The 25970-nt window shown below is 55.1% G+C and carries 24 protein-coding genes; 12 read left to right on the top strand and 12 right to left on the bottom strand.

Annotation, left to right across the window (positions count from 1 at the left end; translation table 11 throughout):
• Positions 1–15: 15 nt before the first annotated feature.
• From RKA07_RS14720 to RKA07_RS14700, 5 genes are read left to right on the top strand one after another with little or no spacing between them, the layout of a single operon-like run.
• The gene (locus tag RKA07_RS14720) at positions 16–459 is read left to right on the top strand and encodes an Lrp/AsnC family transcriptional regulator (protein ID WP_227714614.1); all 444 of its coding nucleotides are present in this window, start codon (positions 16–18) and stop codon (positions 457–459) included.
• The gene (gene ahbB / locus RKA07_RS14715) at positions 434–958 is read left to right on the top strand and encodes a siroheme decarboxylase subunit beta (RefSeq protein WP_200202861.1); all 525 of its coding nucleotides are present in this window, start codon (positions 434–436) and stop codon (positions 956–958) included. The genes RKA07_RS14720 and ahbB overlap by 26 nt, the downstream gene beginning before the upstream one ends.
• 16 nt (positions 959–974) lie before the next feature.
• The gene (nirJ, locus tag RKA07_RS14710; protein WP_200202862.1) at positions 975–2171 is read left to right on the top strand and encodes a heme d1 biosynthesis radical SAM protein NirJ; all 1197 of its coding nucleotides are present in this window, start codon (positions 975–977) and stop codon (positions 2169–2171) included.
• Positions 2172–2181: 10 nt separating this feature from the next.
• Positions 2182–3045, top strand: a complete 864-nt coding sequence (gene cobA / locus RKA07_RS14705) for a uroporphyrinogen-III C-methyltransferase (RefSeq protein WP_435404620.1) — start codon at positions 2182–2184, stop codon at positions 3043–3045.
• 47 nt (positions 3046–3092) lie between these two features.
• Positions 3093–4589 (top strand): nitrite reductase, encoded by a 1497-nt coding sequence (locus RKA07_RS14700; RefSeq protein ID WP_200368854.1) that lies wholly within the window; start codon positions 3093–3095, stop codon positions 4587–4589.
• A 24-nt stretch (positions 4590–4613) separates the two neighbouring features.
• Here RKA07_RS14700 and RKA07_RS14695 read toward each other — a convergent pair whose 3' ends face one another.
• The gene (locus RKA07_RS14695; RefSeq protein ID WP_200368853.1) at positions 4614–6740 is read right to left on the bottom strand and encodes a methyl-accepting chemotaxis protein; all 2127 of its coding nucleotides are present in this window, start codon (positions 6738–6740) and stop codon (positions 4614–4616) included.
• Between the two features lie 241 nt (positions 6741–6981).
• Between RKA07_RS14695 and RKA07_RS14690 the strand changes: the two genes are divergently transcribed.
• From RKA07_RS14690 to RKA07_RS14675, 4 genes are all read left to right on the top strand, one after another.
• Entirely contained in the window at positions 6982–7683 is a 702-nt protein-coding gene (locus tag RKA07_RS14690; protein ID WP_200202866.1) for a Crp/Fnr family transcriptional regulator, read from the top strand.
• Between the two features lie 92 nt (positions 7684–7775).
• Positions 7776–8441 (top strand): PAQR family membrane homeostasis protein TrhA, encoded by a 666-nt coding sequence (gene trhA, locus RKA07_RS14685; protein WP_310966661.1) that lies wholly within the window; start codon positions 7776–7778, stop codon positions 8439–8441.
• Between the two features lie 137 nt (positions 8442–8578).
• Entirely contained in the window at positions 8579–11878 is a 3300-nt protein-coding gene (locus RKA07_RS14680) for a carboxyl transferase domain-containing protein (RefSeq protein WP_310966660.1), read from the top strand.
• 31 nt (positions 11879–11909) lie between these two features.
• Entirely contained in the window at positions 11910–12407 is a 498-nt protein-coding gene (locus RKA07_RS14675) for an acyl-CoA thioesterase (RefSeq protein WP_310966659.1), read from the top strand.
• Positions 12408–12422: 15 nt separating this feature from the next.
• Here the strand turns inward: RKA07_RS14675 and RKA07_RS14670 are convergent, their stop codons facing one another.
• On the bottom strand, positions 12423–12986 hold the full coding sequence (locus RKA07_RS14670; RefSeq protein ID WP_200202870.1) for a Yip1 family protein: 564 nt from the start codon (positions 12984–12986) through the stop codon (positions 12423–12425).
• A 118-nt stretch (positions 12987–13104) separates the two neighbouring features.
• On the opposite strand from RKA07_RS14670, the gene RKA07_RS14665 reads away from it, so the two are divergent.
• Entirely contained in the window at positions 13105–14265 is a 1161-nt protein-coding gene (locus RKA07_RS14665; RefSeq protein WP_310966658.1) for an NnrS family protein, read from the top strand.
• A 256-nt stretch (positions 14266–14521) separates the two neighbouring features.
• Positions 14522–16114, top strand: coding sequence for an MFS transporter (locus RKA07_RS14660; protein ID WP_200202872.1), 1593 nt, complete (start codon positions 14522–14524; stop codon positions 16112–16114).
• Positions 16115–16208: 94 nt separating this feature from the next.
• Here RKA07_RS14660 and RKA07_RS14655 read toward each other — a convergent pair whose 3' ends face one another.
• The 10 genes from RKA07_RS14655 to RKA07_RS14610 all read right to left on the bottom strand — a co-directional run bounded on the left by RKA07_RS14655 (position 16209) and on the right by RKA07_RS14610 (position 24311).
• Entirely contained in the window at positions 16209–16793 is a 585-nt protein-coding gene (locus RKA07_RS14655) for a HupE/UreJ family protein (protein WP_310966657.1), read from the bottom strand.
• 47 nt (positions 16794–16840) lie between these two features.
• Positions 16841–17479, bottom strand: coding sequence for an urease accessory protein UreG (gene ureG, locus RKA07_RS14650; protein WP_310966656.1), 639 nt, complete (start codon positions 17477–17479; stop codon positions 16841–16843).
• Positions 17480–17510: 31 nt separating this feature from the next.
• The gene (locus RKA07_RS14645; protein ID WP_310966655.1) at positions 17511–18206 is read right to left on the bottom strand and encodes an urease accessory protein UreF; all 696 of its coding nucleotides are present in this window, start codon (positions 18204–18206) and stop codon (positions 17511–17513) included.
• Complete coding sequence (gene ureE, locus RKA07_RS14640) at positions 18196–18744, bottom strand: urease accessory protein UreE (RefSeq protein ID WP_310966654.1); 549 nt, start codon at positions 18742–18744, stop codon at positions 18196–18198. The genes RKA07_RS14645 and ureE overlap by 11 nt, the downstream gene beginning before the upstream one ends.
• A 20-nt stretch (positions 18745–18764) precedes the next feature.
• Positions 18765–20468: an urease subunit alpha gene (gene ureC, locus RKA07_RS14635; protein ID WP_310966653.1), complete on the bottom strand. Its 1704-nt coding sequence runs from the start codon at positions 20466–20468 to the stop codon at positions 18765–18767.
• Positions 20465–20800 carry an urease subunit beta gene (locus RKA07_RS14630; RefSeq protein ID WP_200202876.1) on the bottom strand — a complete coding sequence of 112 codons (336 nt, stop codon included), beginning with the start codon at positions 20798–20800 and terminating at the stop codon, positions 20465–20467. Before RKA07_RS14630 ends, ureC begins: the two co-directional genes overlap by 4 nt.
• Positions 20801–20811: 11 nt before the next feature.
• Positions 20812–21114: an urease subunit gamma gene (gene ureA, locus RKA07_RS14625; RefSeq protein ID WP_310966652.1), complete on the bottom strand. Its 303-nt coding sequence runs from the start codon at positions 21112–21114 to the stop codon at positions 20812–20814.
• Positions 21115–21185: 71 nt separating this feature from the next.
• Positions 21186–22076 (bottom strand): urease accessory protein UreD, encoded by an 891-nt coding sequence (locus RKA07_RS14620; protein ID WP_310966651.1) that lies wholly within the window; start codon positions 22074–22076, stop codon positions 21186–21188.
• Between the two features lie 228 nt (positions 22077–22304).
• Positions 22305–23810, bottom strand: a complete 1506-nt coding sequence (locus RKA07_RS14615; protein ID WP_310966650.1) for an MFS transporter — start codon at positions 23808–23810, stop codon at positions 22305–22307.
• A 39-nt stretch (positions 23811–23849) separates the two neighbouring features.
• Positions 23850–24311: a universal stress protein gene (locus RKA07_RS14610; protein WP_200202879.1), complete on the bottom strand. Its 462-nt coding sequence runs from the start codon at positions 24309–24311 to the stop codon at positions 23850–23852.
• A gap of 267 nt (positions 24312–24578) precedes the next feature.
• On the opposite strand from RKA07_RS14610, the gene RKA07_RS14605 reads away from it, so the two are divergent.
• Positions 24579–25955, top strand: coding sequence for an MFS transporter (locus tag RKA07_RS14605; protein ID WP_200202880.1), 1377 nt, complete (start codon positions 24579–24581; stop codon positions 25953–25955).
• Positions 25956–25970 lie beyond the last annotated feature (15 nt).

Here is a 25970-nt window from a genome sequence, read left to right as displayed (position 1 = left end):
GCCCCGGTTGCAGACCTGACCCCGATTGAAAAAGTTCTGATCAACCGTTTACAGCACGGCTTACCACTTGTTCGCAACCCTTTTGCAGCCGTTGCAGATGAGCTGAAACTCAGCGAGCAACAAATCCTCGATACGGTAAAAAAACTACTTTCTGACGGCGTACTGACTCGCTTTGGCCCCATGTTCCACGCTGGCGAAATGGGCGGCGCACTCACACTGGCCGCCATGCGCATTCCAGAAGCGGATTTTGAGCGGGTTACCGAGCAGGTAAACAGCTTTGATGAGGTGGCCCACAACTACCGCCGTGAGCACGACCTGAACATGTGGTTCGTACTGGCAACCGAAACCCAAAGCGCCATTGCCAGCACCATCAGCGCCATAGAAGACACAACCGGCCACCCGGTTTACAACATGCCAAAGGAGCAGGAGTTCCATGTCCACCTCCACTTCCCTGTCTGAAGCCGCAGCACCAAACGGCTTTGCAATATCCGAACGCGACCGCGAGCTGATCCTCGCCACTCAAGCCGGCCTGCCTCTGGTCTCCGATCCCTGGGCTGAATTGGGCAAGCAACTGGACATGGATGCCGACGAGGTACTTGCTCGCTTTCAGGCTATGCAACAGGCCGGCGTAATACGCCGTGTCGCTGCAGTGCCTGATCACTATCGCCTGGGTTATCGCTACAACGGCATGACGGTGTGGGACGTTGCGGATGACCGCATTGCAGAACTCGGCACTGCCGTTGGTGAACTACCTTTCGTGAGCCATTGTTACCGCAGGCCACGCCACCTGCCTTACTGGTCATTCAACCTGTTTGCCATGGTGCACGGCACCACACGGGAAGAGGTGGAAGACAAAGCCGCACAAATTCGTGCCGTGCTGGGCGATGACTGCCGCCAGCACACCATTCTTTACAGCTCGGCCATCCTGAAAAAAACCGGCCTGCGGCTGCGCAAATAACGCAAGGGGAAGCACCATGTTCAGAATGACCCGCTACATCAAAAGCCTGATGAATCCGGCCCCGGTGAGAGCCATCCCCAAGCCCTCCGGCCCCGTGGTGATCTGGAATCTGATCCGCCGCTGCAATCTCACCTGCAAGCACTGCTATTCGATCTCTGCGGATATCGACTTCAAGGGAGAGCTGAGCACTGATGAGGTCTATACCGTTATGGACGACCTCAAGTCCTTTGGCGTTCCGGTGTTAATCCTTTCAGGGGGCGAACCTCTGATGCGCCCCGATATTTTCGACATTTCACGCCGGGCTAAAGACATGGGCTTTTACGTAGGCCTGTCCAGCAACGGCACTCTGATTACCGAGGACAACATTCAGCAGATTGCTGATGCCGGCTACGATTACGTGGGCATTAGCATTGATGGCCTGGAAGAAACTCACGACGAATTCCGCCAGAAAAAAGGCGCATTCGCCGCCTCCATGAAGGCCGTCAAGCTGTGCAAGGATGTTGGCATCAAAGTAGGCCTGCGTTTCACTCTCACACAGGATAACGCCGTTCAGCTGCCAGACATGCTCAAAATGCTGGACGAGCACGACATCGACAAGTTCTATCTCTCGCACCTGAACTACTCCGGCCGGGGCGGTCGTAACCGCAAGCGCGATGCCTGGTATGACATGACCCGTGATGCCATGAACCTGCTGTTCAACCACTGCCACGACGAATTGAAGCGCGGTATCGAGCGGGAATACGTAACCGGCAACAACGATGCCGACGGCCCTTTCCTGCTCCAGTGGGCGGCTGAACACTATCCTGATCAGGTACCCGCTCTGGAACAGCGGCTGGTTAACTGGGGTGGTAATTCCTCAGGCCAGAACGTTTCCAACATAGACAACCTGGGTGTGGTGCATCCGGACACCTTCTGGTGGGACTACAACCTGGGCAATGTACGTGAGAAACCTTTTTCGCGAATCTGGTCCGAGGCCAGCGACGAATTAATGCTGGGCTTCCGGCAAAAACCAAGACCAGTGAAAGGTCGTTGTGCAGAGTGCAAGTATCTCGCCATCTGTAACGGCAACACCCGGGTAAGGGCCTACAACGTTTCCGGTGACTTCTGGGAGGAAGACCCCGGCTGTTACCTCACCAATGAAGAGATTGGTGTTATTGATATGCCCAGGCGCGTCGCCACCCCGGTGGTCGAAATTCCAGTCAACAATCTGTAAGGAACGCAGCATGACAATCAGCCAGAGAAAGAAGTGCCTGGTGGAATTCCAGCTGGCGGAACAGCCCTTCCGAGCCGGTGAGGTCGCCATTGTAGGTGCCGGCCCGGGCGATCCCGGTCTGCTGACCCTCAGAGCCCTGATGCTGATCCAGCAGGCCGACGCCATCGTTTACGACCGACTGGTGTCGCCACAGATTATGGAACTGGTTAACCCGGCCGCCGAGCGAATCCACGTGGGTAAAGCCAGCGGCTGCCACTACGTTGCCCAGGAAGATACCAACGAACTTCTGGTGCAGCTGGCGGTAAAGCAACGCCGCGTTGTACGACTGAAAGGCGGCGACCCGTATATCTTTGGCCGCGGCGGTGAAGAAGCCGAGTTTCTGGCGGATAACGACATAGATTTTCTGGTTGTGCCGGGCATTACCTCTGCAGCCGGCTGTGCGTCATACTGTGGCATTCCTCTCACACATCGGGACTACGCTCAAAGCGTCACATTCGTAACTGGCCACCGCAAAGCGGACCATGCACTGGATCTGAACTGGAAGGTTCTGGCGGCACCAAACCAGACTCGCGTGTTCTACATGGGCCTGCATAACGCACCCACCATTGTGCGCGAGTTGATGGCCAACGGCCTGTCCGGAGAATGCCCTGTGGCTCTGGTGGAACGTGGCACAACCCCGCAACAGCACATGACCGTGACCACGCTTAAAAACCTGGAAGAAACCATCAAAATGGAAGGCTTTCAGCCGCCCACGCTGATTATTGTTGGCGAGGTTGTGCAGCTGGCAGAAAAGCTCGCACAACCGGGCCAGGCAGGCTGGAACAGCGCGTTAGTTGGTTCGGCCGCTGCCACCGCTACGCAGCGGCCAGCATAAACGAAACGGGCCTGAAGACATTACCAATGCTCCAAACTGGAAACTCGATGCAACAGACTCTGAAAACCCTGATGCTGACTGCAGGCCTGCTGGCCTCGCCCTTGACTAACGCAAACACAAGCGAACAGACAACAGAAGCCCTGTATCAACAACACTGCGCAAGCTGCCATGGCAGCGACAGACTTGGCGGCATGGGCCCGGCCTTGCTGCCGGACAATCTCTCTCGCCTGAAAAAAGACCAGGCTGAGGACGCCATTCGCAACGGCCGGCCCGCCACTCAAATGCTTGGGTTCGCCGACGTGCTGAACGAGGAATCCATTACCGCTCTGGCTGAATATATCTATCAGCCACCAGAGCAGGAGCCCGTATGGGGCAAAAGCGAAATTGCCGCCAGCCACCTGCTGCCTCACCCGGCGGGCTCGCTCCCTGACAAGCCGGCTTATGAAGCCGACATGATGAACCTGTTCCTCGTAGTGGAGATCGGCGACCACCACGTGACTCTGCTCGACGGCGATAGCATGGAACCCATCCATCGTTTTGCCAGCCGCTATGCCCTGCACGGTGGCCCAAAGTACAGCCCCGATGGCCGCTATGTATACTTCGGCTCACGGGATGGCTGGATTACCAAATACGACCTCTACAACCTCAAAGTAGTCGCAGAAATCCGCGCTGGCATCAACATGCGTAACATTGCTGTCTCCGCTGATGGTGGCCACATAATGGCGGCCAACTACCTGCCCCACACGCTGGTGCTGTTCGATGCAGACAACCTTGACCTGCTGGAAATCATCCCCGTTGAGAACGATGCAAAAGAAAGCTCTCGGGTAAGCGCCGTTTACGCCGCTCCACCCCGGAATAGCTTTATCGCTGCGCTGAAAGACATTCCGGAAGCCTGGGAGATCACCGTAGAAAACGACAAAGCCAAAGTGCGCAGAATGCAAACCGATACCTGGCTTGATGACTTTTTCTTCGACCCGGGTTACCAGCATCTCATTGGTGCAGCCCGCGATGGCAAGCACGGTTTGGTAATCAACATGGACACCGGCAAAACCACCGCCGACCTGCCCCTGCCTGGCATGCCTCACTTGGGCTCCGGCATTACCTGGGACTATCAGGGCACCCGGGTAATGGCCACTCCGCACTTCCGCTCCAGCGCTGTTTCCATCATCGACATGGACACCTGGAAGGTAATCAAAACTCTGGAAACGGCAGGCCCCGGCTTCTTCATGCGCAGCCACGAAAACTCACGCTACGCATGGGTAGACGTCTTCTTCGGGCCAAACAAAGACAAAGTTCATGTGATCGACAAACAAACTCTGGAGATCGTAAAAACCCTCCAGCCAGCTCCCGGCAAAGTAGCGGCACATGTTGAGTTCGACCGCTACGGTAAAAAACTGCTGCTGAGCATCTGGGACGAAGACGGAGCCGTTATTGTCTATGACGCCGAAACCCTGGAGGAAGAAAAGCGAATCCCGATGAACAAGCCATCGGGAAAGTACAACGTATGGAACAAAATCAACTACGAGGAAGGCACCAGCCACTAGGTTAGAGGCATCAGCTGAGCCGGCTCAGGTTTTCAGCCGGCTCAGTTCGCTATCGAGTATTTTAACTTCTTCATCAAGGGACTCGCCGCTGCTCCGCGCCTGATGGGCGAGCTCGCGCAGATCGCTGGCTGCATCACCAATGGCCGTCAGATTGCGGTTAATTTCCTCGCTGACCGAACTTTGCTCTTCGGCTGCAGTCGCCACCTGGGTAACATGCTCCACGATGGTTCCAATACGATCGACTACGGCTGCCAGCGAGTGGCCTGCCTCACGGGTCCCATCGACGGCCATGCTGGCGCGGTCAACACCAGCATCGATGACCGAGACTGTCTGGCGTACCTCCTGCTGCAGACCCTCAATCATCTGGCTGATTTCATCGGTTGACTCCCGGGTACGTGATGCCAGGGTGCGGACTTCATCTGCTACCACAGCAAATCCCCGGCCTTGCTCGCCAGCCCGGGCAGCCTCAATGGCGGCATTAAGTGCCAAGAGGTTAGTCTGTTCAGCAATGCCCCGAATCACTTCAAGAATACGGTTAATCTCATCACTGCGATTGGCAACATGGCCAATCGCCTCACTGGCCTCGCCCATATCGCTGGCCAGGGCACTAACCCCCTCAACGGCAGAACCAAGCGTAGCCTGAGTAAAGCCAATTCCATCCCGAGCCTGGCGGGCGTTTTCGGCAGACTCACTGGCAAAGCCCGCAACCTCACTGGCCGCTGCTGACATTTCATTCATTGCAGCAACCACGCTATCCACCTCACGGTGTTGCCGTTCGGTATTTTCCTCTGTCTCCCGTGCAACAGTACCAACATCTGATGCCTGCTGATGCACACGAGCATTCACGGCCTTCAGATCATTGATCATCTCCCGCAGGCGCGAAGTGAAGGCATTAAAGCCGCTGGCAAGCTCAATCAATTCAGCATGGGTATCAATATCAAGCTCATGGGTGAGGTCACCTTCGGCACTGCTGAGGTTATTCATCCGGTCACGAATTTCATCCAACGGCCGGGTTACCGAGCGCACCATCACGATCAGCATCAATACCGATAATACTGATACGACAATGCCCACCAGCAACTGTCGTTGGGCTGTTGCTGAAACCTCAGCTGAGAGCAGTGCGGTGATCTCTGTGAGTTCTGCCAATGCTGCAGCTCTTGGCAGCTCGATCAGCAAAGACCACTCTTTGCCAGTATCGGCGACCCGAACCGGGTAAGAAACGGCCAAGGTTTCGCCATCATCATAACGACCATCCGTGCGGTGCAACTCGGCCATTTCCCCCGCCAACCCGGGCATTACCTCCGCCAGAGGCCTGGCCAGAGCATTGCCATAATGGCTCGCTGCCACTATCAGGCCCCTCTCGCTCAGCAGAGTGACTCGCGACTGCCCACCGTAAAGCTGCTCACTTACTGTTTTCACAGTTTCCTGCAATGTATCAAGATTGATATCTACACCCACAACACCGGCAAAGTTGCCGCCTGCCATCACGGGCACCACCAGCGTGGTGACGAGCTTGGTGTAGCCGTCTTCAATCTGGTAGTTGTATGGCTCCATAATGCAGCTGGACTTCGTTTCCATCGGGCAGAAATACCACTCTGCTTCACGCAAGCCAAACTCGTTCAATGTGTCGTCATACTTCTCGTTGGGATCATCAACCTGCTCAAGCTTGATATCCCCCATACGGTCACGAAAATAGTAGATTTCCAATGTGCCTATATCTGTACTGTGCTCCTCAACCCCCCCGGTGAAATAGCGATCCTGGCCATCGTACCCGTCAGGCTCAAACTGGGCGTAGATTGTGCTCAGGTCCTCCTCTGCAATCAGCACCGAACGCACGGCATCAGACAGTGCACTGCGGCTGATCCGGTCGGAGTTATCCGCCGCTATATTTTCCTCGATTATGTTTCTCACCACCCCCGGCACTTTGAACGCTGAATTGAACTTGCCACTCACCTGCTCGCCATACTCACCTGCCGTTGCTAACAGGCGGTCCATTACTATCCCCTGCACCAGTGTGCCGGTTTCCAGGGCCAGGCGGTTCTCCATTTGACGGAGTGACAACTGCGCAGTCATCACCATGCTGATACCCATTAGCAGCAGCAAGCCGATGACCAGAGCATACAGCTTGATCTTGAGGGGAAGCTTTTTCATATTTCCAACGCCTTTCGGAGGTTCGACAATCAACTGGTGCAGTGCAATCGATCATGCCTATTATAGTAGATACTGACGACAGACAGGTCGGCTGCCAGTAAAGTCGTGGATTTGCGGTAACAGGGTGTCACCCCGAGAGGCTTGCTTATCGAGTGAATGAAAAAGCCTTAATGATTTAAGTCATTTCCTGTAGCCTCTCTCTGTTAGGATAATTGACACATATTCCAATGGCGACTACGCAATGATCCGCAACACAAATCCAAAACTGTCCTCCTCCCCCTGCATGCTTGGAGAAAGTAATCCAGACATCGTTCAGTACGGGACAGCGCCGCAGTCAACGGCCTTGCTCAACGGTCTGAGCCGAGTGTTCGGGATACGTGTAACCGAAAAGCAGGACACCCCTGAGGCCAGGTTTTTGAGTGACCTCACGCGATTGTTTCATCAGCGCCGAGTCGACGCCGAAGCACAAATGGAAAAGCACGACACCCCTTGGGCCAACGTATACCTGATTCAGCACGGCATCATGCGCCTGTTCAGAGAAGCGCCCAGTGGCAAGGTAGCGATACACCACTTTTTTACTGAAGGCGATATGGTCTGGCCTGTGTTTGGCCGCAGTCGCACAGTGCGCAACACCCTTTGCCTCACCACTGTCACACCAGCCACCGTATGGGTCGCCGACTTTGCAGCTTTCCGAGCTGCAATTCACTCTCACGGTGACGGAATCTGGCCAAAGTTCGCAATGGCACTCACAGAAGAACTGGCAGAGCTTGCCAGCATGCGGGAGTTCCGCAAGCACACCATGTCGGCCAAAGAGCGCTATCAATTACTACTCGAAGAGTACCCGGAGCTGGTAAAGCGCGTGCCAGACAACCAGCTTGCCTCATGGCTGGGCGTTGTACCTGCAACCTTCTCCCGGCTTAAAACCGGTGCCATAAAATACTGACGGCCAGCTCACAAAACCGCTACCGTCAGTCATTGCGTACAGGTGTACGCTGAAGTACCGTGTTGCGACGATACAACACGGACTTTGCCCCAATGAATACGCCACAACTCCGCTGCCAACCTGCCCATAAACGGATAGAGGAATGGCTGAACAGCGCCACTCACAGTATTGGCGCATTGCTCAGCGTCATAGGCACCATCGCACTGATCATTGGCGCCACGCAGTTACACGACACCTGGAAAATTGTCAGCTTCAGCATATTCGGCGCATCCTTGATTCTATTGTATATGGCCTCCGCCCTATACCATGGCGCACGCCGGCCTGAGCTGAAAAAAGCCTTCAAAACCCTCGACCACTGCGCCATTTTCCTGCTGATTGCGGGCACCTATACCCCATTTCTTCTGGTAAACATGCGCGGAACCGTCGGCTGGACACTGTTTGCAATAATATGGTCGCTGGCCATTACCGGCGTGGTCTTGAAAGTCATCTTTGCCAATCGCTTCAAGCTGGTGCGGGTGGGCATCTACATCGCCATGGGTTGGCTCATCACGTTTGCCTCCTCAGATCTGGTGGCAAGCCTGAACGAAACCGCACTAACCCTCACTATTGCTGGCGGCATTGTTTACACCGCTGGTGTTGCCTTTTACCTGGCCGATCGCATTCCCTATATGCATGCGGTTTGGCACCTGTTCGTAATCGGCGGCAGTGCCTGTCATTTCAGTGCCATTTATTTTGGTGTACTTCCTTACGCTACATGATGGCAGCGATTAATAAGCGTGCTACTCTTCTGATGCATTGAATCCACATTCATTTATGTCGATTATCTCAAAGCCCAGACAACCGCGGGTCAACGGGTAATCACAGAACAAAGCAATCAGAACAAAAAGGTGCGTGAGTGAAATTCAACAAGCTACTGATCGCCAACCGTGGCGAAGTCGCCATTCGAATCGCCAGAGCAGCCGGGGACATGGGGCTGGAGTGTGTTGCTGTCTACTCTGAAGACGACAGCGAATCCCTGCATATCCAGCATGCGAATCAGGCTATCAAGCTGCCCGGTAAAGGTGCTAGAGCCTATCTGGATATTGAGGCGATCATAGCAGCCGCGATTGAGGCAGGAGCCGATGCCCTGCACCCTGGGTATGGCTTTTTGAGCGAGAATCCGGAACTGGCCCGCCGCTGCGTGCAACAAGGCATTACGTTTATCGGCCCGGATGCCAGCACGCTTGAACAGCTTGGGGATAAGGCAGCAGCACGGCACCTTGCCCAGAGTTGTGGCGTGCCCATTACACCCGGCACCCAAGGCCGCACCTCCCTCGAGGAGGTCAAAGCGTTCATTGCCAACCAAAGCGGCAATACCTCAGCTGTGATCAAAGCCATATCCGGCGGCGGTGGCCGGGGCATGCGCATTGTTCAGCCCGGCGATGATATTGAAGCCAATTTCCACGCCTGTGCCCGTGAAGCCAAAGCCGCTTTCGGCGACGACGATCTATACGTTGAACAACTCATTGAGCGGGCCCGCCATATCGAAGTGCAGGTGTTGAGCGATGGCCTTGGAAACGCCGTACACCTATGGGAGCGTGAGTGCAGCCTGCAGCGGCGCAACCAGAAGCTGATTGAAATTGCTCCCAGCCCCACGCTTTCCGAAGCCACCCGAAATCGACTTCTGGAAGCGGCTTTACGCCTGGCACAGGAAGTAAACTACGCAGGCCTTGGTACCTTTGAATTTCTGGTGGACGCAAACGGCTCTGACTTCTACTTCATGGAGGCCAACCCCAGGCTTCAGGTAGAACACACCATTACCGAAGAAATCACCGGAATTGATCTGGTTCAGGCGCAGATTGCTGTGCTTGGCGGAGCCAGCCTCCAGAGTCTTCAGCTACAACAAGCCGATATCCCTGCACCAAACGGATTTGCCATTCAGTGTCGTATCAACATGGAGTCCCTGGACGCCAGTGGAGTTACCCTCCCAAGCGGCGGCACGCTGAGCGTATTCGAACCACCCGGCGGCCCGGGTGTTCGGGTCGACACCTACGGCTACAACGGGTACACCACCAACCCTAATTTCGACTCCCTGTTAGCCAAGGTTATCGTGCACAGCCGCTCACAGGATTACGCCCATTCGGTAAGAAAAGCCTACCGGGCACTGTGCCAGTTCAGGGTTGAAGGCGTCAGAACAAACATCAGTTTCTTGCAGGCTTTGCTGTCCCAATCCGATGTTGCGGATAACCGCGTGTATACCCGTTATGTGGACGACCAGATGGCGGCGCTGGTTGCCAAGTGCGAGCAGGAGCATCCTCGCCTGTTTTCCACCACAGGACCTGCACAAAAAACCGAGAGCACCACGCCCGGAACAGAGGCGCCGGAAGGTACAGAGGCTGCCTCAGCTCCCATGCAAGGGCAGTTAATCAAATCTCTGGTGGCGGTAGGGGAAAACGTACACAAAGGCCAAACCCTCGCCATTATTGAAGCCATGAAAATGGAGCATGAGATACAAGCGTCTGTTTCAGGCAGTGTTCATAGCCTTCCACTTGAACATGGCGACTACGTGAGCGAAGGTCAGGCAATTGCCTATATCGAACCTGGCGAGGGAACCCAAAACACAGAAACGACCAAGAAAGCGGTCGACCTGAACCACATACGCCCGGATCTGGCAGAGTCCTTTGAGCGTCACCGGTTGACTCAGGATGAAGCCCGCCCGGAGGTAATGGCCAAGCGCCACAAGCGGGGCATGCTGTCGGCACGGGAAAACGTCGCCAATATCTGCGACCCGGGCAGTTTCATGGAATACGGTGCCCTCACCTTCGCCGCCCAGCGCAAGCGTCGGTCAGCCGAAGAGTTGATGCAATCGACACCGGCCGACGGTTTGGTAACGGGCGTGGGCGCGGTGAACGGTGACAGTTTCAGCAAAGATCAGGCTCGCTGTGCGGTGCTGGCTTATGATTACACTGTACTTGCCGGCACCCAGGGCACCATGAACCACCGGAAGACTGACCGGATTCTGCATGTCGCGGAAGAGCAACATCTACCGGTAATATTCTTCACTGAAGGTGGAGGTGGCCGCCCCGGTGATACCGATGATGCAACCCTGATCGCTGGCCTGCACACTCCCAGCTTTCTGCAATACGCCAGGTTAAGCGCTTTGGCGCCACGCATTGCCATAGTGTCTGGCCGCTGCTTTGCCGGGAACGCGGTGTTCGCCGGCTCCAGTGACCTGCTGATTGCCACCCGCAACGCAAGCCTGGGCATGGCAGGCCCCGCAATGATCGAAGGTGGTGGCCTGGGTGTATTTGCGCCAGAAGATGTTGGCCCCATGTCTGTGCAGGTAGCCAACGGTGTAGTGGATTGTCTGGTAGAGAACGAGCAAGAGGCCGCTCAGGTAGCCCGCAAGCTCATGTCCTATTTCCAGGGGGCCACCCCCGATTGGCGATGCGACGACCAACGCCTGCTGCGCTCAAGCATTCCGGAAAACCGCCTGCGCTCCTACGACATTCGTGCATTGATTCGCACCTTGGCCGATACCGACAGCTACCTTGAGCTAAGGCCAGATTTCGCCTCGGGCATGGTCACCGCCTTTGCCCGCATTGAAGGCCGCCCCGTAGGAATCATGGCCAACGACCCGAGACACCTTGGCGGCGCCATTGATGCCAATGGCTCAGACAAGGCTGCCCGATTCATGCAGCTGTGCGATGCCTTCGATGTGCCGCTGGTAAGCCTGTGCGACACCCCGGGCTTCATGGTCGGGCCAGAGGCCGAGAAATCCGGACTGGTTCGTCATACCAGCCGCCTGTTTGTGACGGCAGCCAGCCTGCAGATTCCCGTGTTCACCGTTGTGCTGCGCAAAGGCTATGGGCTTGGCGCTATGGGCATGGCCGCAGGCTCCTTCCACAACCCTTTCTTCACCGTGGCTTGGCCCACTGGGGAGTTTGGAGGCATGGGGCTGGAAGGTGCAGTACGCCTGGGGTACAAGAATGAACTTGCGAAGGCTGGCGACGAGGCCGCGCAAAAAGCTCTATTTGATAAGCTGGTCGCCAAGCACTATGAGCAGGGTAAAGCCCTGAGCATGGCGGTATCGCTGGAAATTGACGCGGTAATTGACCCCCTCGAAACCCGAAGCTGGATTATTCGGGGGCTCAAGTCTGCGAAGAAAGCGGGGCCAAGGCAGGGCCGGCGCAGGCCGATGATCGATACCTGGTAAGCACATTTTTGCAGGAACAAGGAAAGCAACAATGACAAAAGCACTGGAGACACCTGAGCAAAAGCCTTCTGAAGACAAGCCGTTCAGGTATTTCATGCAGGTTCGGTATAGCGAATGCGACGCTCAGCTTGTGGTTTTCAATGCCCGCTACGGGGATTACATTGAACTGGCAGCCACTGAGTTCCTGTACATTGTGGGCGCTGAGTTGCCAGATCTGGAGAGCAGTTTTGACTATCAGGTGGTCAAGCTGACCATTGAATGGCAGGCTCCGGCTCGCTATCGCGACACCTTGGAAATATCAGTCAACGTCACCCATGTGGGCAACACGTCGTTTGAGCTAACCACGGAGTTTCGAAATGCGAAGACCGGGCAGTTCCTTGCCAAGGGCGAACTGATCGGGGTTGCCGTTAATCCGCAAAACGTCGAGAAGATGTCGATTCCCGACACCATGAAGCACGAAATGATAAATGGAGCACGAGGAAAGTTTGTTGACCACGCGGGGCTTTTTACAGCCCCACAGGCCAAATGATTTACCGCGACTGAATCAATATGCCCAAACCAGCGCCATCAATACTCCCCATGCCAGCAGGGACGCTGCCATTACGGTGTAGGCAACGGACATACTGATAACATCGCCAGGACTGCGGTGGCACAAGGATCTCATGCCCTGATACACAAGGGTGCAGGACAGTGCCATTGCAACCAGCACTGCCAGCACACTAACCATAACCACAGGCACAAGTAGCGCCAGTGACGATAGCCATAGTGGCAAGGGCGCAATCGCCGCAAGCAAATAGGCGTCGTTGTAACTGATTTCCAGCTTATGACCTTCAACCACACTGTGTATCAGCCAGCCCATCACAAAAAATGTCAGTAGCTCCGCCAGAAAGAGAATGGTGGTAATAAAGCGCCATTCCTTGTCTCCGAAGCCGGCAATGAAGTCGTTGCCGTAGTGAGTGCCAGCGTAATACAACATTACAGGCGGTATGAGCGACATGGGCACAACAACAAACCAGGCAAGAACTGGTATGGAGATCTGCCTATCCTGAAGTTCAGCCCACCCCCCATTGCTGGAAAACGGGAGTTTTAACAGGTTTGAAACATTCATGGTGAACCTCCTTGCTCTCGAGTGGGCGGAGTTGCCTCACGGGACAGCTTTTGCAATATTATGATGGCTTTTACTTATTCTTTTTAGGCGCCTTTCCCTGAACCGTCAATTAGCCGGGATGACCTTGAACAACTCAACTAACATACGAAAACACAAGTCTCAGGCCTTCTGGTTGTTTTTCCCGGCGGCAAGCTTACTGGCTGCACTTGCCGTTCCGCTGACTGTGTGGGCAGTTTGGTCAGGTACTGGCTGGCCCGCTGGATTGCTTGGTTCCGGGCATGGCCATGAATTAATTTTCGGCTTTGCTCTGACGCTGGTTGCGGGTTACACACTGGGTCCACAGTCTGCCACTCTGCTTTATCCGCTGTTTGGTCTGTGGTTGGCTGCAAGGCTGAGCTGGATTTTCCAGCCTCACAGCCTTCTGGCTGAGATTTTGGGCCCTGCATTCGCTCTATTGCTTGCCTGGCACGTGGTGCCTCGCTTCAGCGCTGCGAAAAAATGGCGAAACAAAATGGTCGGGCCGCTGATTCTGCTGATCTGCCTGCTGGCGCTCGCATTCTGGTTTTCTTCCTCCCTGTATTCCCCGATCGCGGCCTGGTTACCTGGCCCAATCCCGCTTATGCAATCCGCCATTGTTGGGCTGCTGTTGTTAATGACCTTCATGGGAGGGCGACTCATTGCACCAGCGGTTGCAGGCACCTTGGAGAAAAAGGGCATACCTCTGGAGGCGCGGGTTCAACCGCGAATTGAGGGTTTATTAATCCTCGTACTGGGGAGTTCCATTTTTCTCATGGCATTTCCAGCCGCAAATCTGCTAACCGGCAGTTTGCTCATTGCTGCTGCCGCGCTGATCGCCATTCGCACCTTGCGCTGGAAGCTTTGGTACTGCCTTGAACGCGCTGATTTACTGGTTTTGGCCCTGGGTTACATGTGGCTAGCCATTGGCGCTCTATGCACAGGCATTGCTCTCATGCAGGGCTGGTTGCCAGCCGCCGCCCTGCACCTGATTACTATTGGGGCACTGGGAACCTTGTCTACAAGCATAATGCTTCGGCTGGCCTGGCAAAGAAGCCACCGAAAACCGCCGCCCGCCAGCGAGGTTTTCCCTATTGCGGCACTTCTGGCTATCGCCGCCATTAGCCGCTTTATTGCAGGCAGCTCCCCCTTTAGTGCGCCAACACTGCTTTGGCTATCTGCCGGCACTTGGGCGCTGGCTTATCTATGGGTCACCCTCAGGCTCCTGTTTCTTGCAAAACATTCCAAAAACCGCAGGAAATGAATGGCTACCTCTCCTGCGCTTTTGCCCGAAATGGCTACCTACTTGGTGATATCACCGCTGTATCCACATGATTTATATAGATTAATAACGCCAATTCCAGCATCGGGCATCAAGCGTCCCGGCTGACCTCGCTGCCAAATTTTTTTCCTTGACTAATATCATGATTAGTCAGGTGCATCACTTTGCACAATGGTAACAAGAAGCCCGCAAACCGCGCCCCATGCGGCACCGGGCAGGCTAACCGAGGAGTATTTTTATGGCTAAAACCAACGCCGACATCGAACACTGGGATGTCGAAAATGATGAATTCTGGGAAAAGGAAGGCAAACGTATTGCCTCCCGTAACCTGTGGATATCCATACCCAGTCTGTTGATGGGCTTTGCCGTCTGGCTGATGTGGGGAATGATCACAACCCAGATGAAAAACCTGGGCTTTGACTTCACCATTGAACAGCTTTTCACTCTTTCGGCGATTGCCGGCTTGTCCGGTGCTACTCTGCGGATCCCGGCATCGTTCATGATCAAGATTGCCGGTGGCCGCAACACCATCTTTCTGACCACTGCGCTGCTCATGATACCCGCTGCGGGCACCGGTATTGCACTGATGAATCCCGATACTCCATTCATCGTGTTCCAGGCTCTTGCCCTGCTCTCGGGCATCGGTGGCGGCAACTTTGCCTGCTCTATGAGCAACATCAGCTCCTTCTACCCCAAAAGCAAGCAAGGCTATGGTCTTGGCATGAATGCGGGCCTCGGTAACTTTGGCGTTACCACCATGCAGGTTCTGATCCCTTTGGTGATGACAGTCGGCATATTCGGAGTCCTGGCCGGCGACCCTATGCAACTGCAAAGTCCAAGCGGAACCCTCATCGGCCGTATTGAAGCCGGCACCGACACCTGGATCCAGAACGCCGGCTTTATCTGGCTGGTATTCCTCATTCCCCTGGCCTTTGCCGGCTGGTTTGGCATGAACAACCTCAAGGTCGTTACCCCTAACCCGGGCAACCCTGTGTCTGCCTTCAGCAAAATACTTGGTCTCTACGGTGTGGGCATTCTCACCTCGGTAATCGGTGTCTGGGCCCTCACAGTGATGAACATGTGGCTGGCCCTGCCGCTAACCATCATTCTGACTGTGGTTCTTCTGCGTCTGATCCCCGGCGACATCAAGCCCAACATCAAGAACCAGTTTGCCATTTTCAGCAACAAGCACACCTGGTCCATGACCGTGCTGTACATTCTGACCTTTGGCTCGTTCATTGGCTTCTCTGCTGCGCTGCCACTGTCTATAGGCGTTATCTTCGGCAACATGATGGAAGTGGCTGCCGACGGCACTGTAACCCGCGTTGTTAACCCGAATGCACCGAGCGCACTGACCTGGGCCTGGATGGGACCCTTTGTAGGCGCTCTGATTCGCCCTGTAGGTGGCTGGATTTCCGACAAGTTCGGTGGCTCTATCGTTACCCAGATCATCTCGGTGGTAATGGTGGTGGCCTCTGTAGCGACTGGCTATGTGATGATGCTGGCCTACAACTCCACCGACCCCAACAGCTACTTTGCCCTGTTCCTGATCCTGTTTATTGTGATGTTCGCGGCCAGCGGCATCGGCAACGGCTCTACCTTCCGCAGCATTGGTTATATCTTTAACCAGCAGCAGAAGGGCCCGGTACTTGGCTGGACCAGCGCCATAGCCGCCTACGGTGCCTTTATTGCGCCCAAGCTGCTAGGTCAGCAGATTCAGGCGGGCACTCCGGAAGTGGCTATGTACGGGTTCGCAGTGTTCTACGCTTTGTGCCTGGTCGTTAACTGGTGGTTCTACCTGCGCAAAGGCGCATACATCAAGAACCCTTAAAGCGCCCAGCTAAACCGCAGACAAAAAAAGCCCGCCGAGGATATCCCCGGCGGGCTTCTTAGTGTGGCTGGAATGCTTTAACTATCCAAAGACATCAGCCTGCAGCCAAAACACCGCCTACAACAGCAACCACTCCACCCAATGCACGGGTAACACGGTTATCGGCCTTCAACATCAAGGTTCCCAAACCACGCCCCACAAAGGTAATCGCCAGAGTAGCCACAACGAAGCCGGCCATGTATGCCACCAAACTGGAGCCTGCAGCCATTTCAGTGCCGTGCGCATAACCGTGGGTGATCATGAACAGAGCAACCAAAGCGCCCCCGACAACCGTTGGCAGTTTTGCCATGGTGGCAATCAGCACTCCGGCCAGGAGCACCGACATGGCAATGCCGGTTTCCACACCCACCAGGCTAACACCACCCCAGGCGATAGCTGCGCCCAACACCATGCCTCCCACTACAAATAACGGTATTGCGTTTTTCATGACCCGGTTCTGTCGAACGCTCCAGAAACCAATGGCGGCCATGGCCAACAAATGGTCTATGCCCAACATCGGGTGCAACAATCCGCTGAGAAAACCGCTATGGGTGTGGTTAGCCTGACCCGTGTGCGCCACAGCGAGGGTAGCAGTCAACATCAAACCAACGGTCATCAGCAACTTGGTTATTCTGGTCATAGTACTCTCCGTCTATTCTCTGCGTTTATTGTCAGGCTTGTGTGCACTCAGGCGGTATCGGTGAGTTTTTCAGGTCGACGTTCGGGCAGCATGCCCTGTTTCAGAATGAAGCTGATTATCTCTTCAAGGCCAACACCGTCGTACAGATTGGTGAATACGAAGGGACGATCACCTCGCATTTTTCTGGAATCCCGCTCCATCACATCCAGCGAAGCATGTACGTATTCAGCGATGTCGATCTTGTTGATGATCAGCAGGTCTGACTTCGTGATGCCGGGGCCGCCTTTGCGTGGAATTTTGTCGCCAGCCGCAACATCGATAACGTACAGGGTCAAATCCGACAGCTCCGGGCTGAACGTAGCTGCGAGGTTGTCGCCACCAGATTCCACCAATACAAGCTCCAGATTTGGATGGCGCGCCTGTAGGTCATCAATGGCCGCCAGGTTCATGGACGCATCTTCACGGATAGCCGTGTGCGGGCACCCCCCGGTTTCTACCCCCAAAATACGGTCTGCAGGCAGCGCCTCGTGTTTCAGCAGGAAGTCGGCATCTTCACGGGTGTAGATGTCGTTGGTGACTACCGCTATGTCGTAGTGATCTTTCAAAGCACTGCACAGCTGCTGCAACAGGGCCGTTTTTCCGGAACCTACCGGCCCACCAACGCCTACTCGTAAACAATGTTTCATCGTTGTTTGTCCCTCTGTGTACTCAAAGCAATCAGCTTCGGAATAGCCTTGAATATTGGGTTTCATGCTGGGCACTGCCAAGCGCCAGCCCTGGCAGCATGGGGCCCATTTGTTGGTCTGGTAGCGACAGTGCGCTTTCAACCGCCGCCACCAGTTTCGGGCGTAGCTGTTCGTTCAGGCGTTGCGCTGCAGTGTGCCCCAAAGGCATTGCCTTACAGGCAACGGCGAGCTGATTTTCAAGCCACCCCCACACAAACCCGAGCATGCTATGGCGCACTGGTACTTGTCGCTGGAAAGCCGTCCAGGCAAACACCGTCACGTAATCCGGCTCTTCCGGCAGCTGGTCAGCCTGCGGCTCAAGCTTCAAGCTGGTCAGCAGGCGAAGCAATGCCAGCCCTAACCGCGTTCCTTCGTCACTCAATTCGGCGGTTTCCCGGCTGGCATGCAACCAATCGTTCCAGTATGCAAGGCCGCGGCTATCACCCTTGGCCCAACAGTTGTGTAACCTGCATAACACCGGCAACTCGCACCGGCTCAAGCCATCCTCAAGAACGCCTTCCAACCACTCGCCCAACTCCTCTTCGTTTCGAACCCAACCCAATTCAAAGGCGCTTTCCAGGCCTTGCGACCAGGCGAAAGCTCCTATCGGTAAAGCCGGGCTGACCAGTTGCATCAACCCAAGCAACGCCAAGTCGCTCGGCACGGTGGGCTGGCTGTCAGTGTGCATGGTTATGCTCTTCATCATGGCTATGACCATGGGAATGGTCGTGACGGTGAGAATGGCTATGGGAGTGCCCGTGACCATGTGAGTGCTCGCGCCCCGCATGGGCATAAGCACCGGACTCAGGATCAAAGGGCGCCAGATGGTGCTCCAGGCTTGCCCCCAACAGCTGCGCCAGCTCTTCCAGCACGTGATCTGGCGGAAACCTGACCCAGTGGCGCCCGTCTGCCTCAACACCCAGGGCAAGCGTTACATGGCGGTTGCCAAGGTGGTAGCACAGACGCGCCAAAGGCAATCCATTTTCAATATAGGCGGTTGTGACCGACTCATCAGCAGCACAAACACGAACTGTCTCGCCACCACTGGAGCGCAACAGATCTCCATGACGCAGCACAGGACCACGATCAAGGAACAATCCCACGTCGCGCCCCTTATCGGTCTTGGCCCGTAACCGACCCCGGATGCGTAATTCGTATGGCAGGGTCAGACTGTCGTAGATCTCTCCTTCAGAACTGCCATCCAGCCTTTGTGTTAACTCAAGCATTTTGATGTCCTTACAAACGGTTAAAACAGGTGGTAGCGCTGAGCCAGTGGCACTTCTGTGAGGGGTTCACAGGTCAGTAACTCGCCGTCTGCATGAACTTCATAAGTTTGCGGATCAACCGTCAGTTTTGGGCAGGCGCTATTCAACTTCATATCGCTCTTGCGCATCTGGCGGACGTTTTTAACAGCCACCAGCGGGCTCTTTAGACCCAGCTTTTCTTCCAGCCCTGTGTTCATTGCCGCCTGGCTTACAAAGGTCATTCGGGTGGCTGCGGCCGCCCTGCCCAAAGCCCCAAACATGCGCCGGTAATGCACGGGTTGTGGCGTGGAGATGGCAGCGTTGGGATCGCCCATGGCCGCGCCTGCAATCATGCCGCCCTTGAGGATGATCGATGGCTTAACGCCGAAGAAGGCGGGTTTCCAAAGCACAAGGTCCGCCAACTTACCCACTTCCACAGAGCCAACCTCATGGCCAACACCGTGAGTAATGGCTGGGTTGATGGTGTATTTGGCGATATAACGCTTCACTCGAAAATTATCGGTACCGCGTTCCTGATCCTCCGGCAGCAAGCCTCGCTGAACCCGCATTTTGTGGGCGGTTTGCCAGGTGCGGCAGACCACTTCACCAATGCGACCCATGGCCTGGGAGTCTGACGAGATCATGGAGATCACGCCGATGTCGTGGAGAATGTCTTCAGCGGCGATGGTTTCACGACGAATACGGGAATCCGCAAAAGCCACGTCTTCCGGGATGTTGGGGTCCAGGTTATGGCACTCCATCAACATGTCGAGATGCTCATCAACAGTGTTGATGGTATATGGCCGGGTCGGGTTGGTAGACGACGGCAGCACGTTAGGCAGGCTGCAGGCAACGATAATGTCGGGCGCGTGGCCACCGCCTGCACCTTCTGTGTGGTAAGTGTGAATACAACGGTCTTTGAAGGCAGCCAGGGTGTCCTCGACAAAACCGGACTCGTTCAGGCTGTCGGCATGGATGGCAATCTGTATATCGTAGCGATCCGCTACATCCAGTGCATTGCTGATCGAGGCCGGCGCAGCGCCCCAATCCTCATGGATTTTCAGGCTCATGGCTCCGGCTTTCACCTGCTGCTCCAGCGCTTCTGGCGTACTGGCGCTGCCTTTACCGAGAAAACCTATATTGATAGGCAGGTCATCCACCGCCTGCATCATTTTACCCAAGTGCCATGGGCCAGGAGTGTGGGTGGTCGCAACGGAACCCGTTGCCGGCCCGGTACCGCCGCCAATCATGGTGGTAAGACCGCTCATCAAGGCCTCATCAACCTGCTGCGGGCAAATATAGTGAACGTGAGTGTCGACAGCGCCCGCGGTAAGTATCTGGCCTTCTCCGGCGATGATTTCAGTGCCGGCACCAATAACTATGTCAATATCGGGCTGGGTGTCGGGGTTACCGGCTTTGCCGATGGCGGCAATGCGACCGTTTTTAAGCCCCACATCGGCCTTAACTATGCCCCACCAATCAATAACAATCGCATTGGTGATCACTGTATCCATTACGGCATCATCACAGCGCTGGCTTTGGCCCATGCCATCGCGAATAACCTTTCCGCCACCGAACATCACCTCTTCGCCGTAATGGGTGTGATCCTTTTCGATTTCGATCCACAGCTCCGTATCACCCAGGCGAATACGGTCGCCGGTGGTAGGGCCGTACATGTCTGAATAAGCTTGCCGGGAAATCTTCATGATTTTGCTCCCTCGTTCGGGTTCTTATCCAAAGGGCCCATCACTTCGCCACGAAAACCGTAGATGCGGCGCAAACCTACATAGGGTATCAATGTCACTTCGCGGGTCTGGCCAGGTTCAAAACGAATCGCTGTACCCGCTGCGATGGCGAGGCGATAGCCGTATGCTTTTTTTCGGTCCAGACGTAAAGCGGGGTTGGTTTCTGCAAAGTGATAATGGGAGCCGACCTGTATTGGGCGGTCGCCGGTGTTGGCGACGCTCATAGAAATACTTTCCCGCCCCACGCACAGCTCAATGTCTTCGCTCTTCAACTGATATTCACCAGGAATCATGGCGTGCCTCCTCACACAATGGGGTTATGGACGGTGACCAGTTTGGTACCGTCGGGGAAGGTTGCTTCTACCTGAACGGACTGAACCATCTCGGCAACGCCTTTCATCACATCGTCACGGGTCAGTATTTCGCGGCCGGCACTCATCATATCCGCCACAGTACGACCTTCGCGGGCACCTTCCATAATGGCGCAACTGATCAGCGCGACTGATTCCGGGTAGTTTAATTTGAGGCCTTTTTCCTTGCGGCGCTCAGCAAGCAGGCCAGCGGTAAACAACAGCAGTTTGTCTTTATCTCTTGGTGCTAATTCCATCACTAACTCCGTTGTTGTCGATATTATTGTGTTAGTGGCCTGTACCCGTACGACAGCTTCAGCATGAGCAGTCAGGTCAGCCAGATCCTCGGTACAATAGCCTTGTGGCCTGTAAGGCGCGGCCGGAGCAGATCCCGCGCCTGCTGAAACAGATCCCACACCTGATTACGTTCAGTGCCCAGATAGCGCAGCAAAATCACTCCGCGACGACAGGTAACAGCCCAGTGACTGGACGCCTGCATGTGCTCTCGCAGCGCTTGAACAGCTTCTTCAGGATCGCTCAGCCCTACCGCCCACATGGTGGCGTGAACCGTGGCGCCGCCTTGGCCCCATTTGCCGGTAAACCGCGGATGGCCAGGATCAATGCGTTGGCGTTCCAGCCACAGCGGCCGGCCATTTCGAGTGAGTTTAAAGCCTTGTTCCAGATAGCCGCTTGCAAACGGCAATTCGCTCGCCGGGCGACCAAGGCCGAGAATCTCCCAGCCCAGGCATTTGGCGTTGTCTTGCAGATCAATAATGAGAGTTTGCTCACCTCGGGAGCCATCAAAAGCCAGAGTTTCCTGGGGCAGCCACTCCAACGTCCCACCATTAGCCACTTTAAGCTGGGTGTGCTGGCTCCAGGCGACACCGTTGCTGTCGGCTCTATAAAGTTTGTTCGCGGCGGGTGTAGTTAACAGGGTGTGAGCCCCCTCCCCGACATTGACATCTATATTGAGCGAATCCCCACTGGCTACGCCGCCTGGCGGGTGTAAAAGATAAACGTGGCAGCAGCCATCACGTCCTTCAGGATAAAACGGCCGTTGAACCCGCAGGGGGCCATAGTGGCGAGCTGTCGTCATGCGGGTGATGCTGACATCACCGTCTGCGCGGGCACAGAACCCCAGTGTGAGGGAGGCGGCCCAGTGGCGACTGGCATCAAAACGATGCCCGGAATCCACCACAGCCCCTTGTTTCAGAGGCATAAAAGATAGAGTCGTCGTGCTATCCAATCCTTGTTATGAAGCCAGTGCGACGACGTCCACTGGTTTTTAGCCACCTTTCAATGTGTGCATAGGCATCATTTCAAGTTAGCAGAAGGATTTTGAACGTCCACTTGCGGGGGAGCTATCAACCAAAAAAAAGCCCACCGAGATCACTCCCGGCGGGCTTTGGTGCTGATTACAACTTTACTGAGTTACTGCCTCAACAGGTTACGCCTTGCCCATTGCTGCCTGGCGCTGGCGCTCCTCCTCTTCGATCTGAAGATCTACAGAAGACACATCGTACTCTTCAGCAAAGCCAGACTCAGGCTCCTTCAACCACATCAAGCAAAGTACCCAGCTGATAAAGGCGCCACCTGCAATGATGAAGAAGAACTGATTAGGCGTTACGAAGGTGAAGATAGTCAGGTAGACCACAGCCCCTACGTTGCCATATGCACCCGCCATTCCCGATATCTGCCCGGTTAAGCGGCGCTTGATTGACGGGATGATTCCGAAGGTTGCACCCTCTGCACCCTGCACAAAGAATGAAGTGAATACAGTGATACCTACCGCAATGATTAGCGGCCAGCTGGAGTTGAGCAAGCCCATCAGTGCGAAGCCAACGGATATACCCAGCATGTAGCTCAGCATCACGAACCGGCGGTTACCCATGCGGTCTGAAACCATGCCACCCATAGGACGAGCCACCAGGTTTACAAAAGCAAAGGAGGCAGCAACCATACCCGCAGCAGCGGCACTCAGGCTCCAGGTTTCTTCAAAGAACATTGGCAACATGGAAACCACTGCCAGCTCTGCACCAAAGTTGGCAAAGTAGGTACTGTTCAACGCAGCAACGCTGTTAAACGGGTACTTGTCGTCCTCAGGCACACCCTTTTTCAGGATAGGTACGTTTACTCGCAGAATCTGTACGATCTGATAAAGCACGATGGCAACAATGACTGAGTAGGCAATGATCGCACCAGTCACACTCAGGTAGCCCATGTTCTGGATGCGCCAAACAAGGATTGCCAGAACACCAATCAAGGGAATGGTCCACAGAATAAGTTTGACCATGTCACCCCAGGTGCTGACTTCCAGCGCAGTCGCTTTACGCGGCTTGCGGTGTACGGTGCCTGCAGGACCATCGGTAACAGCAAACCAGTAGTACACGCCGTAAAGCGCCATCACGATAGCACTCTGGGCAATAGCCCAGCGCCAGCCGTCATCGCCGCCATACATTTGCAGTGCAATAGTAGGTAGAGTCAGTGCTGCAGCAGCAGAACCAAAGTTACCCCAACCAGCGTAGAAACCCTCGGCAAAACCAATGTCCCGGGGTTTGAACCACATGGCGGTCATGTGAATGCCCACCACAAAGCTCGCACCGATGGAGCTGAGCACCAAACGGCTGACCAGCAACTGGGTCATGGTGTCGCCAAAGGCGAAGGTGAGTGCCGGAATCGACATCAGAATCATCAGTATGGAAAACACCCGGCGCGGGCCGAAGCGATCAAGGGCCATGCCCACGAGAATACGAGCAGGAATCGTCAGCGCCACGTTACAAATGGCGAATAGGCGAAGGTCGTCCGGGGTCAGCCAATCGACACTTTTGAGCATGCTGGACGCCAGTGGCGCCATGTTGAACCACACATAAAATGTGATAAAAAATGCTATCCAGGTCAGGTGTAATGCCTTAATCTCTGGATTTTTGAAGCGGAATACGTCTGCAACTCTCATTTCAGCCTCCGGGGGCTTCCAGTTCAGTGCCAGTGGCTTTTAGCGGCTGGGCAGGATAAGTAGCGGGCATTGCACCCGGCGAGCCAGAAACGAACTGACTTTACCGAATGTCATGTAATCCAACTCATCCACAAAGTAAGTTAGCGAGCGGGCGATCAAGCCGCCGTCAACCTCATCACTGTGGCGAGCGATGATGAGCATGTCGGGCTTAACCTTGCTGTCAGCGGCATATAGCAGCATTTTTCGAGCGTCGCCCTCCAGAAGCAGCGTTTCAGAAGAAACTCCCTCCTTCTCACAAACCCCCTGCGCTTCAAGCAGATGGTTTTTGAGTTCCTCTAACTCCTCCTGAAACATGTCTTCATTGCTGGCCGTGATGTCTCTGGGGTTTTCCGCCACAGCCACCAGGATGATCTGAGGCTTCAGTTCGCGAAACATCGTAATCGTCTGAACCAGCGCCAGCTTCGCGTTCCTGGAGCCGTCGTAGGCAATCATGATTTTCATAGCAGTCTCCGAAGGCAAAAGTGCCACACAGGCACAGCGCCAATTGATATTACTCAGTATTAGCCCACACTCAGTAGTGGCGCATATTTGATTTAAGTCAAATACAGCGCCAGATACCCCACCAGAGCAATCGAAGCTCTACCCCCTGACAGCAAATCCCTGTCGGCACCTACCACCAGCCCACCCTGCTGGAGGTACCCCCAATGCCCCCACACGGAAAAAGCCGCTTTTGATATTGTTATAGAGGCTCTGAACAATGGCCCGTATATGCAAACAGACAAGGCCGCAGTAATGATCTCGCCAACCAAACCACAGCAGTACCGCGCACTTGGCCTTTCCACGCTGGCCTTCACTTTGTGTTTCGCCGTATGGACCATTTTCTCCATCATTGGCATCCGCATTGCGGAAGATCTTGGGCTATCTGACACCCAGCTTGGCCTTCTTATGGCCACCCCTATTCTGACTGGCTCAATCAGCCGGCTGTTTCTTGGTATCTGGACGGACCGGTACGGCGGGCGCTGGGTATTCGGCATCCTCATGCTGACCACGGCGGCCTGTGTTTACCTGCTCACCTTCGCCACCACTTACCTGATGTTGCTGATTGGTGCTCTGGGTGTGGGCCTTGCCGGTGGCGCGTTTATTGTGGGCGTAGCCTATACAGCAGCCTGGTTTACCCCCTCCCGACAGGGCACAGCGTTGGGCATCTTTGGTGCAGGCAACGTCGGCTCTGCTGTAACCAACTTTGGTGCACCCTTTTTGCTGGTGGCTTTTGGCTGGGAGACCACCGCCCAGATCTATGCCTCTGTGCTGGCGGTTATGGGCATTGCCTTCATCATTCTGGCAAAAGAAGACCCTGTTTCTGCAGGCCGAAAAAAAGACGAGCAACAACGTTCGTTTATGGAGCAGATGGAGCCGCTGCGGGATCTTCGGGTCTGGCGCTTTGCGCTTTACTACTTCTTCGTATTTGGCGCCTTTGTGGCCCTGGCACTCTGGCTGCCCCACTACCTGATTGGCGTTTACGGCCTGGACATAACAACCGCAGGCATGATCGCGGCCCTCTATACCATTCCCGCCTCCCTGTTCCGTATTCTTGGGGGCTGGATGTCTGACCGCTTCGGCGCTCGACGCGTGATGTACTGGACATTTATTGCGTCGGTCATCTGCACTTTCCTGTTGAGTTACCCCCCTACTGATTATGTGGTACACGGCATCGACGGCGACGTGCGCTTTACACTGGAAATGAGCTTGCCGGTGTTTATTATTCTGATTTTCACCCTGGGCTTTTTCATGTCTCTGGGCAAGGCAGCGGTTTACAAGCACATACCGGTTTACTACCCCATGCATGTGGGCGCTGTTGGTGGCGTGGTGGGGATGATCGGCGGACTGGGTGGATTCATTCTGCCGCTCACTTTCGGAGTTTTGAACGACGTTACCGGCATCTGGCAGAGCTGCTTTATGCTGATGTTCATAATTGCCGCCGCTGCTCTCGCCTGGATGCATTACGCCATTCGTTCAGCCGAACGCGTTGAGTGGGCCGCAAACAAGGAGCAAACCGACTTGCCGGAACTGGCATCACCTCAGCTCTTCTACCCCTTGAACCGCAAACACAGCCAGAAAGGCGGCACAGGATCAGCCCCGCAATAAAAGGTTCGGTGCGAG

Source organism: Marinobacter xiaoshiensis (genome assembly GCF_031631795.1).
GTDB classification, from domain to species: domain Bacteria; phylum Pseudomonadota; class Gammaproteobacteria; order Pseudomonadales; family Oleiphilaceae; genus Marinobacter; species Marinobacter xiaoshiensis.
Note: the sequence above shows the minus strand (reverse complement) of the source record. Positions and strands in the feature narration are given on the sequence as shown.

What these genes read in the sequence shown, in the direction of transcription:
- ahbB (WP_200202861.1), top strand. Translation starts at nt 434, where the DNA reads ATGTCCACCTCCACTTCCCTGTCTGAAGCCGCAGCACCAAACGGCTTT.
- nirJ (WP_200202862.1), top strand. Translation starts at nt 975, where the DNA reads ATGTTCAGAATGACCCGCTACATCAAAAGCCTGATGAATCCGGCCCCG.
- cobA (WP_435404620.1), top strand. Translation starts at nt 2,182, where the DNA reads ATGACAATCAGCCAGAGAAAGAAGTGCCTGGTGGAATTCCAGCTGGCG.
- RKA07_RS14700 (WP_200368854.1), top strand. Translation starts at nt 3,093, where the DNA reads ATGCAACAGACTCTGAAAACCCTGATGCTGACTGCAGGCCTGCTGGCC.
- RKA07_RS14695 (WP_200368853.1), bottom strand. Translation starts at nt 6,740, where the DNA reads ATGAAAAAGCTTCCCCTCAAGATCAAGCTGTATGCTCTGGTCATCGGC.
- RKA07_RS14690 (WP_200202866.1), top strand. Translation starts at nt 6,982, where the DNA reads ATGATCCGCAACACAAATCCAAAACTGTCCTCCTCCCCCTGCATGCTT.
- trhA (WP_310966661.1), top strand. Translation starts at nt 7,776, where the DNA reads ATGAATACGCCACAACTCCGCTGCCAACCTGCCCATAAACGGATAGAG.
- RKA07_RS14675 (WP_310966659.1), top strand. Translation starts at nt 11,910, where the DNA reads ATGACAAAAGCACTGGAGACACCTGAGCAAAAGCCTTCTGAAGACAAG.
- RKA07_RS14670 (WP_200202870.1), bottom strand. Translation starts at nt 12,986, where the DNA reads ATGAATGTTTCAAACCTGTTAAAACTCCCGTTTTCCAGCAATGGGGGG.
- RKA07_RS14665 (WP_310966658.1), top strand. Translation starts at nt 13,105, where the DNA reads ATGACCTTGAACAACTCAACTAACATACGAAAACACAAGTCTCAGGCC.
- RKA07_RS14660 (WP_200202872.1), top strand. Translation starts at nt 14,522, where the DNA reads ATGGCTAAAACCAACGCCGACATCGAACACTGGGATGTCGAAAATGAT.
- RKA07_RS14655 (WP_310966657.1), bottom strand. Translation starts at nt 16,793, where the DNA reads ATGACCAGAATAACCAAGTTGCTGATGACCGTTGGTTTGATGTTGACT.
- ureG (WP_310966656.1), bottom strand. Translation starts at nt 17,479, where the DNA reads ATGAAACATTGTTTACGAGTAGGCGTTGGTGGGCCGGTAGGTTCCGGA.
- RKA07_RS14645 (WP_310966655.1), bottom strand. Translation starts at nt 18,206, where the DNA reads ATGCACACTGACAGCCAGCCCACCGTGCCGAGCGACTTGGCGTTGCTT.
- ureE (WP_310966654.1), bottom strand. Translation starts at nt 18,744, where the DNA reads ATGCTTGAGTTAACACAAAGGCTGGATGGCAGTTCTGAAGGAGAGATC.
- ureC (WP_310966653.1), bottom strand. Translation starts at nt 20,468, where the DNA reads ATGAAGATTTCCCGGCAAGCTTATTCAGACATGTACGGCCCTACCACC.
- RKA07_RS14630 (WP_200202876.1), bottom strand. Translation starts at nt 20,800, where the DNA reads ATGATTCCTGGTGAATATCAGTTGAAGAGCGAAGACATTGAGCTGTGC.
- ureA (WP_310966652.1), bottom strand. Translation starts at nt 21,114, where the DNA reads ATGGAATTAGCACCAAGAGATAAAGACAAACTGCTGTTGTTTACCGCT.
- RKA07_RS14620 (WP_310966651.1), bottom strand. Translation starts at nt 22,076, where the DNA reads ATGCCTCTGAAACAAGGGGCTGTGGTGGATTCCGGGCATCGTTTTGAT.
- RKA07_RS14615 (WP_310966650.1), bottom strand. Translation starts at nt 23,810, where the DNA reads ATGAGAGTTGCAGACGTATTCCGCTTCAAAAATCCAGAGATTAAGGCA.
- RKA07_RS14610 (WP_200202879.1), bottom strand. Translation starts at nt 24,311, where the DNA reads ATGAAAATCATGATTGCCTACGACGGCTCCAGGAACGCGAAGCTGGCG.
- RKA07_RS14605 (WP_200202880.1), top strand. Translation starts at nt 24,579, where the DNA reads ATGCAAACAGACAAGGCCGCAGTAATGATCTCGCCAACCAAACCACAG.